Annotated in this window: 12 protein-coding genes; 10 read left to right on the forward strand and 2 right to left on the reverse strand. The window is 67.0% G+C overall.

The features are described 5' to 3' along the window. The 6 genes from ACODSU_RS23990 to ACODSU_RS24015 form a co-directional block, all read left to right on the forward strand. A partial coding sequence (locus ACODSU_RS23990) for a type IV pili methyl-accepting chemotaxis transducer N-terminal domain-containing protein (RefSeq protein WP_488845382.1) occupies positions 1-477 on the forward strand: 477 nt, incomplete at its 5' end. Between the two features lie 68 nt (positions 478-545). Beyond that, entirely contained in the window at positions 546-947 is a 402-nt protein-coding gene (gene nirD / locus ACODSU_RS23995; RefSeq protein ID WP_488845384.1) for a nitrite reductase small subunit NirD, read from the forward strand. A gap of 128 nt (positions 948-1,075) precedes the next feature. Further along, a complete protein-coding gene (locus ACODSU_RS24000) occupies positions 1,076-3,913 on the forward strand; it encodes a nitrate reductase (protein ID WP_488845386.1) in 2,838 nt (945 codons plus the stop codon). Between the two features lie 330 nt (positions 3,914-4,243). Continuing rightward, the gene (gene ybiB / locus ACODSU_RS24005; protein ID WP_488845388.1) at positions 4,244-5,167 is read left to right on the forward strand and encodes a DNA-binding protein YbiB; all 924 of its coding nucleotides are present in this window, start codon (positions 4,244-4,246) and stop codon (positions 5,165-5,167) included. Then, positions 5,164-5,997: a uroporphyrinogen-III C-methyltransferase gene (gene cobA / locus ACODSU_RS24010; protein ID WP_488845390.1), complete on the forward strand. Its 834-nt coding sequence runs from the start codon at positions 5,164-5,166 to the stop codon at positions 5,995-5,997. The genes ybiB and cobA overlap by 4 nt, the downstream gene beginning before the upstream one ends. A gap of 242 nt (positions 5,998-6,239) precedes the next feature. Beyond that, the gene (locus ACODSU_RS24015) at positions 6,240-6,944 is read left to right on the forward strand and encodes a methyl-accepting chemotaxis domain-containing protein (protein ID WP_015015164.1); all 705 of its coding nucleotides are present in this window, start codon (positions 6,240-6,242) and stop codon (positions 6,942-6,944) included. A 103-nt stretch (positions 6,945-7,047) separates the two neighbouring features. Here the strand turns inward: ACODSU_RS24015 and ACODSU_RS24020 are convergent, their stop codons facing one another. Further along, a complete protein-coding gene (locus tag ACODSU_RS24020; protein WP_488845392.1) occupies positions 7,048-7,536 on the reverse strand; it encodes an acyl-CoA thioesterase in 489 nt (162 codons plus the stop codon). A 118-nt stretch (positions 7,537-7,654) separates the two neighbouring features. On the opposite strand from ACODSU_RS24020, the gene ACODSU_RS24025 reads away from it, so the two are divergent. Further along, complete coding sequence (locus ACODSU_RS24025; RefSeq protein ID WP_488845394.1) at positions 7,655-8,788, forward strand: sterol desaturase family protein; 1,134 nt, start codon at positions 7,655-7,657, stop codon at positions 8,786-8,788. Positions 8,789-8,815: 27 nt separating this feature from the next. Here ACODSU_RS24025 and ACODSU_RS24030 read toward each other — a convergent pair whose 3' ends face one another. Next, a complete protein-coding gene (locus tag ACODSU_RS24030; RefSeq protein ID WP_488845396.1) occupies positions 8,816-9,298 on the reverse strand; it encodes a DUF4124 domain-containing protein in 483 nt (160 codons plus the stop codon). 222 nt (positions 9,299-9,520) lie between these two features. On the opposite strand from ACODSU_RS24030, the gene ACODSU_RS24035 reads away from it, so the two are divergent. The 3 genes from ACODSU_RS24035 (at position 9,521) to ACODSU_RS24045 (ending at position 14,643) form a co-directional block, all read left to right on the forward strand. Then, positions 9,521-10,705, forward strand: a complete 1,185-nt coding sequence (locus ACODSU_RS24035) for an ABC transporter substrate-binding protein (protein WP_060983816.1) — start codon at positions 9,521-9,523, stop codon at positions 10,703-10,705. Positions 10,706-11,019: 314 nt separating this feature from the next. Then, a complete protein-coding gene (locus ACODSU_RS24040; RefSeq protein WP_488845398.1) occupies positions 11,020-13,242 on the forward strand; it encodes a TonB-dependent siderophore receptor in 2,223 nt (740 codons plus the stop codon). Between the two features lie 132 nt (positions 13,243-13,374). Then, a complete protein-coding gene (locus tag ACODSU_RS24045) occupies positions 13,375-14,643 on the forward strand; it encodes a BaiN/RdsA family NAD(P)/FAD-dependent oxidoreductase (protein ID WP_488845400.1) in 1,269 nt (422 codons plus the stop codon). Position 14,644: the final 1 nt, after the last annotated feature.

Consider the following 14,644-nt stretch of genomic DNA (forward strand, 5'->3'; position numbering starts at 1 on the left):
CCCCCCCCCCCCCCCCCCCCCCCCGCCGCGGCCGCCCTGCTGCAGGCCGATGCCAAGGTGCTGGCGCTGGCCCACCAGGGCACCGTGCAGTACGAAGCCGCCTCGGGCAAGCCCGTGGGCAAGCTGGTCAACGTGGCGGGGCGCCAGCGCATGCTGAGCCAGCGCATGGCCAAGTTCTGCCTGTCTGCCATGCTGGGGGTGGACACCTCCACCGCCACCACCGAAATCGCCAAGGCGCGCGACGAGTTCATCAGCGCCACCGAGCTGCTGCGCAACGCGCCGCAGGCCACCAACCGCATCCGCCAAGAGCTGTTGCTGGCCGACGGCCAGTGGGTCTTTTTTGACGCTGCGTTGCAGCGCCTGGGCACCAGCAACAACACCTTCCGCCAGGTGTCAGAAGTGTTTGTGAGCAGCGAGAACCTGCTGGCCAGCATGGACCGCGTGACCGGCCTGTATGCCGCACTGGGCAACAGCTGACAGCCTGCCCTGCAACGGCCCCACACGCACCCCCGACATCCCACCGAACAACACCAAGGACCATTCCCATGACCACCAACAACCCAACCCCTGAATGGAAGCTGATCTGCCGGGTGGACGACATCCCCGTGCTGGGCTCGCGCCGCGTGGCGCGCCCCCAGGGCCTGGACGTGGCCATCTTCCGCAACGACGCCGATGGTGTGTTTGCGCTGCTGGACCGCTGCCCCCACAAGGGCGGCCCGCTGAGCCAGGGCATCGTGTTTGGCACGCATGTGGCGTGCCCCCTGCACAACTGGACCATTGGCCTGTGCGACGGCCAGGCCTCGGCGCCCGACGAGGGCTGCACGCCGAAGTTTGCCGTGAAGGTGGAAGACGGCGCGGTGTACCTGAACGCTGCCGAGCTGGCAACGGTGGCAACCGATCTGACGCGCCCCATCGCCGGGCCTGCGCGCAGGGCGGTGGGTGTGTGAGCCGTGCACAGTGTTGCGCCCCAGGCGCCGCATGCACCCCCCCGGCGAGGACATAAAACACTATCAAAACAATAGCTGACAGCGCAATATGCACTAGCGCCTGAGGCCAAAACAGCCCAAAACACGCCATGCAAGAAACCCAATCCACCTGCCCCTACTGCGGCGTAGGCTGCGGCGTGATCATCGAATCCGAAGGCGCACAAATCACCGGCGTGCGCGGCGACCCCACCCACCCCGCCAACTTTGGCCGCCTGTGCACCAAGGGCTCGACCCTGCACCTCACCGCCACCAGCCCCGTCACCCTGCAAACCCGCCTGCTGCACCCCCTGCAACGCGCACAGCGCAACGAAGCCGCCCTGCCCGTGACCTGGGACGCCGCACTGACGCTGGCCGCAGACAAGTTCGCCCACACCATCGCCCAGCACGGCCCCGACGCCGTGGGCTTTTACGTCAGCGGCCAGTTGCTGACGGAGGACTACTACGTCTTCAACAAGCTGGCCAAGGGCCTGATCGGCACCAACAACATCGACACCAACTCGCGCCTGTGTATGAGCAGCGCGGTGGCCGGCTACAAGCAGACCCTGGGTGCCGACGCGCCGCCCGCCTGCTACGACGACGTGAACCACGCGCAGTGCCTGTTCATCGTGGGCAGCAATGCGGCCTGGGCGCACCCCATCCTGTTCCGCCGCATCGAAGACGCACGCGCCGCCAACCCGGGCATGAAGGTCATCGTGGCCGACCCCCGCCGCACTGACACGGCGGGCATGGCCGACCTGTTCCTGCCCATCCAGCCCGGCAGCGACGTGATGCTGTTCAACGGCATGCTGCACCTGATGCTGTGGGAGGGCTGGACCAACGCCGAATACATCGCCGCGCACACCACGGGCTTTGACGAACTCAAGGCCCTGGTGCGCGACTGCACGCCCGAGCGCGTGGCGCAGACCTGCGGCATCAGCGTGGCCGACCTGACCACGGCGGCCAAGTGGTTCGCCACCTCCAAAGCGACCCTGAGTCTGTACTGCCAGGGCCTGAACCAGAGCAGCAGCGGCACCGCCAAGAACGCTGCGCTCATCAACCTGCACCTGGCCACCGCGCAGATCGGCAAGCCCGGCGCGGGCCCCTTCAGCCTGACCGGCCAGCCCAACGCCATGGGCGGGCGCGAGGTCGGTGGCCTGGCCAACCTGCTCAGCGCCCACCGCGACCTGGCCAACCCGCAGCACCGCGCCGAAGTCGCCGCGCTGTGGGGCGTTGCCGATGTGCCCAGCCAACCCGGCAAGACGGCGGTGGAGATGTTCCAGGCCGCTGCCGACGGCGAGATCAAGGCCCTGTGGATTGCCTGCACCAACCCCGCGCAGAGCATGCCCGACCAAGCCACCGTGCGCCGCGCGCTGCAACGCGCCGAGTTTGTGGTGGTGCAGGAGGCTTTTGCCACGGCCGCCACCTGCGACTACGCAGACCTGCTGCTGCCCGCCACCACCTGGGGTGAAAAGACCGGCACCGTGACCAACAGCGAGCGCCGCATCTCGCGCGTGCGCACTGCCGTGCCTGCGCCCGGCCTGGCGCGGCACGACTGGGCCATTGCGGTGCAGTTTGCGCACCAGCTGGAGGCGCGCCTGCGGCCCGGTGCGCCGACGCTGTTCCCGTACGCCACCGACGCTGCCGACGCAGGCGCAGAGGCCGTATGGAACGAACACCGCGAGAGCACGCGCGGGCGAGACTTGGACATTACCGGCTTGTCGTGGGAGATGCTCGAAGCCCAGGGCCCGCAGCAGTGGCCACTGCCTGAAGGCGTCACCACCGGCAAGGCACGCCTGTACCTAGACGGCGTCTTCCCCACCGCTGATGGCCGCGCGCGTTTTGCCGCCCACGCATGGCAGCCCACCGCAGAGCCCCGCGAGTCGCGCTACCCCTTCAGCCTGACCACCGGCCGCCTGCGCGACCAATGGCACGGCATGACCCGCACAGGCACGCTGGGCCGCCTGTTTGGCCATGTGGCCGAACCCAGCCTGCAGATGCACCCGCAGGACATGGAGCGGCGCAAGCTCGCCAGCGGCGACCTGGTGCACGTGACCAGCAAGCGCGGCTCCATCGTGGTGCCCGTGTTGGCCGACACCACGCTGGGCCTGTCGCAGGTGTTCATGGCCATGCACTGGGGCAGCGAGTTTTTGAGCGGCGTGTCGTCCACCGGCGAACGGCTGGCGGGCGTGAATGCGCTCACCACCTCGGCGTTCTGCCCCACCTCCAAACAGCCCGAGCTGAAACACGCCGCCGTCAAGGTGCTCAAGGCCGAACTGCCCTGGACGCTGCTGGCCATGGCTTGGCTGCCCCCCGACAAAAGCCATGCCACACGCGAAGCGCTGTCTGCCCTGATGGCGCAGTTCCCGTTCGCGAGCTGCGTGCCCTTCAGCAACAACACCCCGCTGGATGAGCCAGGCCGCGAGCGCACCGGGGTGCTGCTGCGCGCCGCCGCCCACGAGGCACCGCCCGATGCGCTCATCGCACAGATCGAAGCCCTGCTGGGCATGGCAGGCGCCGACACGCTGCGCTACGCCGACAAAAAACGCGGCCAGCGCCGGGCGGCACGGCTGGCGCACCAGGGCGACAACACCACGCTCGAAGGCATCGTGCTGGCAGGCGACACCAGCGCCGAAGGCTGGCTCAAGACCCTGCTGCAGGAAGAACTGCCCGCACAGACCTACGGCCGCCTGCTGCTGGTGCCCGGCGCCAAGGCGCCCGTAGCCGTGCAGTCGCGCGGCAAGCCGGTGTGCACCTGCTTCAACGTGACAGACGCCGCCATCACCGCCCAACTGGCGCACTGCCACGGCACTGACGATGACCGGTTGGCACAACTGCAGGGCAAGCTACGCTGCGGCACCAGCTGCGGCTCGTGTGTGCCCGAACTCAAACGCATGGTGCGAGCCACGGGGCCACTGGCGTCCAAACCGCTCGCGCAGGCCGTCATATAACCAAAAGTTCTCTTGCTTGCAGGAAAATAGACCTCAGACCAACAAACCCCACCAGGACTTGTGCAACAGGGCTCCAGCTAGGCGCTTTCGGCGCAGACAGTACGCCTTGTACGGCAAGCCGAGATAACGACGCTAGTGTGGTGTTGCGCGCTATCTGGCACATGAAAACCGATGGATTTTTGGTCAGGGCAAGGCGCAAACCACAGCGATACCCGGAGGTATCGCGAGGATTTGCAACGCAGCCCTGGCCGAAAAGACACGGTTTGAAGTGCCGGATAGCGTGCAACACCACACTAGAGCCCTGTTTCACAAGTCCCGCCACCAAGAACCATGGCCATCGCCCAGTACATCAAGGAAATCGGACGCGGCGCGCGCGGCGCCAAGCCGCTGTTGCGCGAGCAGGCTGCCGACCTGTTCGGCCAGGTGCTGGACGGTGCCGTGACCGACCTGGAGATCGGCGCCTTCTGCCTGGCCATGCGCATCAAGGGCGAAACGTCCGAAGAGATATGCGGCTTTCTGGATGCCACCCACCAGCGCCTGGCCCTGATGCCCGCCACCGACCGGCCGCTGATCGTGCTGCCCAGCTACAACGGCGCCCGCAGGCTGCCGGTGCTGACCCCGCTGCTGGCGCTGCTGCTGGCGCGCGAAGGCCTGCCCGTACTGCTGCACGGCATGCGCACCGAGGCGCGGCGCGTTTTGGCCTCGGATGTGCTTGATGCGCTAGAAGTACCTGCCCTGATAGCTCCTGAAAAGATAGCAAACGGCACGGTGCGCCATATCCATACCCAGCACCTGCACGCGGGGCTGGCGCGCCTGCTGGCCGTGCGCGAGGTGGTGGGACTGCGCAACCCGGGGCACAGCGTGGTCAAGCTGATGAGCCCGTGCGCGGGGCCGTCGGTGGTGGTCACCGCATACACCCACCCCGAATATTTCGAGATGCTGCAGACCACCTTCCGCACGCTGGGCATGAGCGCCTTGCTCTCGCGCGGGCTGGAGGGAGAGGTCGCTACCGACCCACGCCGCACGCCGCGCTACGACGGCTTTGTGCGCGGCGAACACACGGTGCTGGAGGCGCAGCAACCGGGCACGGCCAGCGAGGTGCCGGGCCTGCCCGCCGAGATCGATGTGGCCACTACGGCCACCTACACACGCCAGGTGCTGGCGGGCGAGTTGCCAATTCCACCCGCCATCAAGCGGCAGGTGGAACACATCTTGCACGTTGCTGGTCAAACTGCTTCGGAGACATCCCCATGACCCGCCCCACGCCTTCCACCACGCCGCCCACGACCCCACCGCACCTGGGCACCGGTGGCAGTTGCACGCTGGTGGGTGCAGGCCCGGGTGACCCGGAGCTGCTCACCCTCAAGGCCCTCAAGGCCATCCAGGCGGCCACGGTGCTGCTGGTGGATGACCTGGTCAGCGATGCCATCGTGGCCCATGCCTCGCCCACGGCGCGCATCGTCTATGTGGGCAAGCGCGGCGGCTGCAAGAGCACACCCCAGGCCTTCATCGAAAAGCTGATGCTGATGGCCGTGAACGAAGGCGAGAACGTGGTGCGCCTCAAGGGCGGCGACCCGTTCATCTTTGGCCGGGGCGGCGAAGAGGTGGAGCACCTGCGTGCCGCAGGTGTTGAGGTCACCGTCATCAACGGCATCACCGCAGGGCTCGCAGGGCTGACCTCGCTGGGCGCACCGCTCACGCACCGCGAGCATGCCCATGGCGTGGTGTTTGTCACCGGCCACGCCAAGCCCGGCGACGCGGGCACCGACTGGCGCCAACTGGCCGCCACGGCGCGTGACGCCAAGCTCACGCTGGTCATCTACATGGGCGTGAGCGGCGCCGCCACCATCGAGCAGGAACTGCTCACCGGCCTGCCCGCCGACACGCCTGTGGCCGTCATCCAGCACGCCAGCCTGCCGCACCAGCGGCATGCCATCACCACACTGGGCTCACTGCACGCCACCATCACCCGCGAAGGGCTGGCCAGCCCTTCGGTGATTGTGGTGGGCGATGTGGTGCGCGGTGTTGCGCTGGCTGTGCAGGACGCGGGAGCAGCGCCGTTGCAGGCCCGGCGCGCGGGCTGAGCACACACAAAACGACCTAGACAACGCCACAGCCCCACTTGCGCGCTGCGCAGGCAGGGGATGCGCCGTGCTCGCGCGCAAAAAAAACGCTCCAAGGCGTGCCTACGCGCTGCGCCGTCGCGTGTTTCATTCAGCACGGCGTCCCTTCACACAGCACCGCATTGGGTCACGCCCCTGCATGCACATTGGCCCGGGTATTGCTTGAAAGCATGCATCTGAATGCAACCCGCACAAGGAGCACCATGGCAGCCTTTCCCCTCCCTGCACGCACTTCCAGCCTGCCCACGCTGTCGTCTTCCACTCAGGCTCCCTCGCGCGACGCGGGCATGTCACTCGTCAACCTGGCGGCGCGCCAGCGCATGCTGTCTCAGCGCATGGTGCTGCAGACCGTGCTGGCCGCACGCGGCAGCGACCTGCACCTGAAGGCCGCGCGCAGCTCGCTCACCCTGTTCACCGACAGCCAGGCACGGCTGGTGGACACGCCGCGCCACCTGGATGCCACCAGTGCCGAGATCATCCGCAAGGCCTACCACGGCCCCCAGGGCGTCGGCGCCACCATCGACGCGTTTGCGCAGCAGGTCGGCACAGCGCTGGACCTGGCCGAGCGCCAGAGCCCGCGCGTGGAAGACGCACTGGCCCGCTTGGTGGAAACCACCGATGGCGTGCTCGACGCACTCAACACGGCCACCACGGCGTTCGACCAGGTGAGCAAGGCGCAGTCCGAAACCTTGATGAAAGAGCTGGCGGGCATCGTGGCCTCAATCCAGACCGTGGCGCGCGAGGCCAAGGTGGTCAGCTTCAACGCGCAGGTGATGGCGGCGCGTGCCGGGCAGCACGGGCGCGAGTTTGCAGTGGTGGCCAATGTGCTGTCGGGCATCACCAACGAGATCGATGGCCTGTCACTGCAGGCCGTGTCGCTGGCCGGACGCAGCCGCAGCGCGGCCTGAGCGGCTGAGCGTGGGCGAGAAAAAGAGAAGGCCCGGGGCGATGGACCCAGGGCCTTCGATGCCGTCCATTCAAGGCGCCCACTCAAGGCGCCCCCTCAACGCACTACTGCCCGGCGGTTTCGCGCACCTGTTGAAACCGCTGCGACAGCTCCTTGCGCAGCGTCTTGCGCATCAACGCAGCGTCCCAGCGGCGGCGCTCGTCGGGGGTGGAGGGCGTCAGTGGCGGCACCTGCACGGGCTTGCGCGCCTCGTCCACGGCCACCATGGTGAAGAAGCAGCTGTTGACATGCCGTACCACCTGCGAACGGATCTCTTCGGCCACCACCTTGATGCCGACTTCCATCGACGAGCTGCCCGTGTAGTTCACGCTGGCCAGAAAGGTCACCAGCTCGCCCACATGGATGGGCTGCAAGAACATCACCTGGTCCACGCTCAGCGTCACGGTGTAGCAGCCCGAATAGCGGCTGGCGCACGAGTACGCCACCTGGTCCAGCAGCTTGAGGATGGCGCCGCCGTGCACGTTGCCCGAAAAGTTGGCCATGTCGGGCGACATAAGCACAGTCATGCTCAGTTGGTGTGAAGGGATGTTCATGCAGCGATTTTAGAAAGCCATGCGCGCTGCGTCGCGTGCAAGTTGAGCCCCTGGCACGGCGGGTGGCGGCTTCGCTACACTCGCGCAGCACCTGCTGACCGGGTGCGAGGAGGAACCGATGATCGAACTAGAAAAACTCAACGAATTCACCGAAAGCCATGGCGCATTGCGCACCGGCAAGGGACTGGTGTCGGGCGTGATTGCGCTCACGCTGGCCATCCTGTGCTTTTTGGGCGTGCTGGCCTTTCACTTTCCCGAGTACCTCACCACGCCGCAGCTGCGCAAGAGCTACGACGTGACGGTGATCCGCAACATCATGCTGGTGGCCATGGCGATTGCGGGCGGCATCTCGCTGGTCAACATTGTGTTCAACCGCGCCCGCTGGCTGGCCACCTTTGCGTTTGCCATCGTGGCGATCACCGCGCTGCTGGGCGGCCACAAGGTGGAGGTGGACCCCAACTTCCCCGACAACACGCCGTACATCGGCCTCGACTGGTTCATCCTCGACCTGCTGGGCAGCTCGCTGATCTTCATCTTCATCGAGAAGCTGTTCGCGCTGCGCAAGGACCAGCCCATCTTCCGCGCCGAGTGGCAGACGGACTTTCACCACTTCATCGTCAACCACATGGTGGTGGGCTTTGTGCTGTTGGCCACCAACCTCATCGTGCACAAGTTCTTTGGCTGGGCGGCCAGCGACGGCATTCGCGGCTGGGTGCAGGGCCTGAACTTCTGGGTGGCGCTGTTCCTCATCATCCTGGTGGCCGATCTGGTGCAGTACTGGACGCACCGCGCCTACCACGAGGTGCCGCTGCTGTGGCGCTTGCACGCCGTGCACCACAGCGTCACAAGCATGGACTGGATGGCCGGCTCGCGCCAGCACATCCTGGAGCTGCTGATCACCCGCACCCTGGTGCTGGCACCCATCTACGTGTTGGGCTTCAGCAAGGAAGTGATCGACGCGTACATCGTCGTGGTGGGCTTCCAGGCCGTGTTCAACCACGCCAATGTGAGCGTGCGCCTGGGGCCGCTGCGCTACGTGCTGGTCACGCCCAACTTCCACCACTGGCACCACAGCCAGGACCAGGAGGCGCTGGACAAGAACTACGCCGCGCACTTCGCGTTTCTGGACTACCTGTTTGGCACTGCCGTCAAAAGCACCAAGCTCTGGCCCGAGCACTACGGCGTGCTGGGCGACTACGTGCCCAACGGATTTGTGAAGCAGTTCAAGTTTCCGTTCACCTGGAAGGGGTGAGGGCTCCTCATTGACTGAGACGCTGTCTCAGGGCATGGCCGCCAGCTCTCGCTCCAGCACGCGCAGTTGCTCGCGCAAGGCCTCGGTCCGTTCCTCACACGCGGCCTTGGCATCGGCGGCTTTTTCTGCGCCCTCCTGCACAAACTGGTTGCCTGCCGGCAGGTTGCCACGCCGCAGGGGGCCCGCCGTGGCCACGGCGCCGGGCGGGGCCGTGCATTCCCGGTGGTTGCGTTCGACAGCGGCGCGGGCCTGCGGGATGCCCTGGGTCTGCAGGTAGTTCTTGCGCTGCCAGGTGGGGCCAAATGCGCCCTCGCCCACCGGTGCCGCTGCGGGCGGCACCGGGGTGGCGCCACGGGTGGTGGGGCGCACGTCGATCTTCTCGCCCTCCCCCACACAGGGTGCGTCCTGGAACGACACCTTGCCGTTGGCGTCCGTGCATTTGTTGACGGCCCACGCCGGGGACAGGCAGCCCAGCGCCAGGGCACAGAGGGCGTAGCGGATCAGAGTCATGGTGTCTTCCTTGGCAGGTCCATGCCGCATGCTACCGCGATGCGAGGAGCGGCCGGCAGGCAACGCCGAGTGCAGAGGCAGACAGCGCCGCTGGAGGTAGGCACCTGTCCCTAACATGACGCGACCCCGGTACAAACCCGGTGCGCGCGCTGCGTGTTGCCCTCCTACCATCGCCGCTCGCTGGGGCCGCTGTGGCCCGTTCTGAGCAGGAGACACCGCGTGATGACCACCCCGAATGTGAATGTTGAGCCCGCCGAGCAGCGGCAGCCCCTGGCGCGCCGCCGCAGCCTGGTCTTGGCGCTGGCGGGTGGCGCCGCCCTGGCCAGCCTTCCCGCGCGCGCACAGTCCACTGCAGGCGGCAAGGGAGACATCCTCATCGGCCGATCTACCGCGCTGTCTGGCGGCATGGCGCCGTTCCTGTCGCCCATCCACGAGGGGCAGGAGGCCGCTGTGGAAGACGCCAATGCCAAGGGCGGCATCGGCGGCCGCAAGATCCGGCTGGTGTCACTGGACGATGGTTTTGACGCCCGCCGTGCGCTGGACAACGCCAAACAGCTGAGCGAGAAAGACGGGGTACTGGCGCTGTTTGGTGTGGCCGGGACCTCGCAGGTGATGACGCTGCTGCCCTACCTGGCGCAAGCCAAGCTGCCGCTGATCTCGGTGTACACGGGCAGCCCTGCCGTGCGCGCGCAGCAGCACCCCTACCTCTTCACCACCCGCGCCAGCTATGCCGACGAGCTGGTGAAGATCGTGCGCAACCTGGTGGCCGTGCAGACCTCGCGCATCGCCGTGGCCTACGAAAACAACGACTTCGGCAAGCTGCTGCTGCCCCTGGTGGAAAAGACGATTGCCGCCGAGGGTGCTGCGCTGGCTGGCTCGCACGCACTGGCCTCTTCGGGTGAAGACGCGAACGATGCTGCCAAAGCCCTGGCCACACAAAAGCCGCAGGCCGTGCTGCTGGTGGCGGCAGGCCCATCCGTGGTGGCCTATGTGCGGGCCAACCGCGCGCACCTGGGCGTGCCCATCTATACCTTGTCGCTGGGCGCAGGCAGCGCCGTGCTCAAGGCGCTGGGCGACGACGCGCGTGGACTGGCCGTGGCGCGCACCGGTCCGTCCCCCACCAAGCCCACCATTGCGCTCACGCGCGACTTCCAGGCCTCCATGAAGCGCCACGACAAGCCGGCGGACTACGACCGCTATACCGGCTACATGGACGCACGCGTGCTTATCGAAGGCCTGCGTGCTGCAGGCCCCGGTGTCACACGCGCCAGCCTGGTCACGGCCATGGAGGGCCTGGGCAATCTGGACCTGGGCGGCTTCAGCTACCAGTTCAGCCCGCAGAACCACCATGGGTCCAACTATGTGGACATTGCGGTGGTGGGCACGGGCGGGGTGTACCGGCAGTGAGAGCCACGACTCGCTGGCGGCTTCGGCGCCAGCAGGTCTGCAGGACATGACACACAGCATGGCCGTGCCGCAATGCCCCCCCACAGCGCCACGCAAAGGCATCACCCCGGCTACCGGGTGCAGCGGGCTGCGTCCCCCACGGTGAGTTGTGCCGCCAGAACAACAAAAACCCGCACCTTGGGGCCATATCCGCCATGTTTTTGCGAATAGTTCGCATTTGTATTTAAAATTTTACAAATTCCAGCCAGCCGTGCATCCCGTCGGAGGAGCGTTGCCAGCCAGCCTGCCAACGCATTTCCCTCAGGAGCCCTCTCATGCACGCACCCCGCAGAAACTTTGTCTGTGCCCTCCATCCTCTGGCGGTGGCCGCCTTCCTCGCAGCCAACATGATGGGCACCGCAGGTGCCCAGACCACCGCCGGGTCACCCGCAGATGCCACCGAGACCTCGCCTGCAGGCGCCACCAGCACCGACCAGGTCGTGGAGCCCAAGGCGCTGGACAGCGTCACTGTGTCGGGCGCGCGCGAGAGCGCGTCCACCCGCCTGCAGCTCACACCGCGTGAAACGCCGCAGTCCGTCAGCACGGTGACGCGCGCGCAGATCGAGCGCCAGTCGCTCACCAGCATCGACAGCGTGCTGCGCAACGTGAACGGCATTGCCGTGAGCTTCTACGACACGCAGCGCCCGCTGTACTACGCGCGCGGCTTCCAGATCACCGATTTCCAGACCGACGGCCTGCCCAGCTACAGCAGCAGCACCAACCAGGAGTTCGACACCGCGCTGTACGAGCGCATCGACATCGTGCGCGGCGCCAACGGCATCCAGACCGGTGTGGGCGTGCCCTCGGCCACCATCAACATGATCCGCAAGCGCCCGCAGCGCGAGTTCGCCGCGTCTGTAGCGCTCACCGCCGGGTCGTGGAACCTGTACCGGGGCGAGCTGGACATCAATGCACCGCTCAACAGCGACGGCAGTGTGCGCAGCCGCCTGGTCGTGGCCCCGCAGAAAAAGGAGAGCTTCCGCGACCGCTACTCCGAAGACAAGACCGCCCTGCTGGCGGCGGTGGAGGCCGACATCGGCCCGTCCACCGTGGTGTCAGTGGGCTACCAACGCCAGTCCAACGACCCCAAGGCGCCGATCTGGGGCACCATCCCGCGCTTTGCCACCACGGGCGTGCCCATCGACCTGCCGATCTCCACCAGCTTCTCGCCATCGTGGACACGGTGGGAGCGCACCTCCGGCACGCTCTACGCCACGCTGGACCACCAGCTCAACGACGACTGGAGCCTGAAGGCCGCGCTGAACCACACGAAGGGCGACACCTTCCGCCTGAGCACCTACGGCTATGGCGCCACCACCAGCCAGGCCCCCTTCATCAACCCGGTGACCGGCGCGGGCACAACCCTTTATGCCTCCGTGAGCGGCGGCAGCGAAACGCAGGACACGGTGGACGCCTACCTGTCGGGCAAGTTCGAACTGGGCGGCCGCAAGCACGACCTGGTGGTGGGCATGAGCTCCACCCGCACCGCCACGCGCACCGATGGCTACACCTCGGTGGCGGGCTGGAGCTACGTGATCCCCAACATCTACACCTGGGATGGCAACGCGCCCGCGCCCACCTATTCCAAGACCGGCGCCTGGCGCACGCAGATCACGCAGCAGACGGGCCTGTTCGCCTCGGCACGCTGGCGCTTGGCCGACCCGCTGTCGGTGCTCACCGGCCTGCGCCTGACCGACTGGCACCGCCACTCCGACACCTATGGCACCACGGGCGCCTATGCGGGCCGCTCGGCCATTCAGGACGAGAACCGCAAGGTCACGCCCTTCATCGGCGCGGTGTACGACATCACGCCCACGCTGTCAGCCTACGCCAGCTACGCGCGCATCTTCAACCCGCAAAACTACAAGGACCGCAACAACAATCCGCTGTCGCCCGTCATCGGCAGCAATGCCGAGGCCGGCCTCAAGGCCGAGCTGTTCGAGCGCCGCATCCAGGCGCACTTTGCGGTGTTCCAGACGAAGCAGGACAACTTCGGCGTGCGCGACAGCGCCATCACCACGCCGCTGCCCGACGGCACCCTGCCCTACGTGGCCGTGAACGGCACGAAGTCCACCGGCTTCGAGCTGGAGTTTGCGGGCATGGCCACCCGGCAGTGGCGTGTGAGCGCGGGCCTGACCCGCGCCAAGGTCACGCGTGCCCCCACCGACCTGATCTACGCCAACATGCCCGACTACCTGCTGCAACTGGGCACGGACTACCAGCTGTCGGGCGCGCTGGCGCCGCTGTCGGTGGGCGGCAACCTGACCTGGCAAAGCGCCATCGAGGGCTTCAACATCCCGCACCCCAGCGGCACGGTGACGGTGAAGCAATCGCCCAAGGCCATCCTCAACCTGCGCGCATCCTGGCAGTTCAACCCCAAGGTCAGCGCGACGGTGGCCGTGAACAACGTGACCAACCAGAAGTACTGGGCCAACCTGGACTACGGCAACTATGCGGACCCGCGCAACGTGAGCGTGACCTTGCGCGCAGCGTTCTGACCGGCCCACTAGCAACACAAGAGGGAGAGAGGGAGCGACCGGGGCTTGCGCCGCTGCGGCATCGCGCCGTGCGGGGCAAGCCCCGGGTCAGCCGGAGGACAATCACGCCTTTGTTCCTTTTGATGCCTCCCCGTGTCCCTCCCATTTTTTGACGCCATCATCATCGGCGCCGGCGCTGCCGGCCTGTTCTGCGCGGGCCAGGCGGGCCAGCGGGGGCTGAAGGTCTTGCTCATCGACCATGCGGACAAGGTGGCCGAAAAGATCCGCATCTCGGGCGGCGGGCGCTGCAACTTCACCAACCGCGACCTGGACCCGGCCGCGCCGCACAAGCACTTTGTGGGGCAGAACCCGCAGTTCTGCCGCTCGGCGCTGTCGCGCTACACGCCGGCCGACTTCATCGCGCTGGTGCAAAAGCACGGCATCCCGTTTCACGAAAAGCACAAGGGCCAGCTGTTTGCCGACCGCTCGGCCGAGGACATCATCGCCATGCTGCTGGCCGAGTGTGAGGCGGGCGGCGTGACCCGCTGGCAGCCCTGTGGCGTCAGAAAAATAGCCTTTTTGGCCTCAAGCGCTAGTGAATCATGCCGGGGCAGCTATCAAATTGATACTGATCGCGGTCCGGTGTCGGCGGGTGCGCTGGTCATTGCCACGGGCGGCCTGTCTATCCCCAAGATCGGTGCCACCGACTTGGGCTACCGGCTCGCGCAGCAGTTCAACATCCCGCTCGTCGAGCGCAAGCCGGGTCTGGTGCCGCTGACCTTTGACGGCGCGGGCTGGGCGCCGTATGCGCAGCTGGCCGGGCTGGCGCTGCCGGTGCAGATCAGCACGGGTGCCAAGAAAGCCCGCATGGCGTTTGACGAAGACCTGCTGTTCACCCACCGGGGCCTGTCGGGCCCGGCGGTGTTGCAGATCTCCAGCTACTGGCAGGAGGGCACGCCGCTGGCCATCAACCTCGCGCCCACGGTGGACCTGCCCGCCGCGCTGGCGCAGGGCAAGGCCCGCTCGCGCAAGCTGGTGTCCAACGAACTGGCCACCCTGGTGCCCAGCCGCCTGGCCGATGCCTGGGCCAGCCGCGAGGCCGACTGGCAGCGCCCCATCAACGAGGCCAGCGACAAGGCCCTGGCGCGCCTGGCCGAGCAACTGGCGCGCTGGGAGCTGACGCCCACGGGCACCGAGGGCTACAAGAAGGCCGAGGTGACGCTGGGCGGCGTGGACACCAAGGCGCTGTCGCAGCAGACCATGGAGTGCAAGGCCCAGCCGGGGCTGTACTTCATTGGCGAAGTGGTGGATGTGACAGGCTGGCTGGGCGGCTACAACTTTCAATGGGCCTGGGCCAGCGCATATGCCTGCGCGCAGGCGCTGCCACTGCCACAGGCAGAGCCTGCTGGCGCTGCGCACTGAC

The sequence above is a fragment of the Acidovorax sp. FG48 genome (assembly GCF_057809085.1).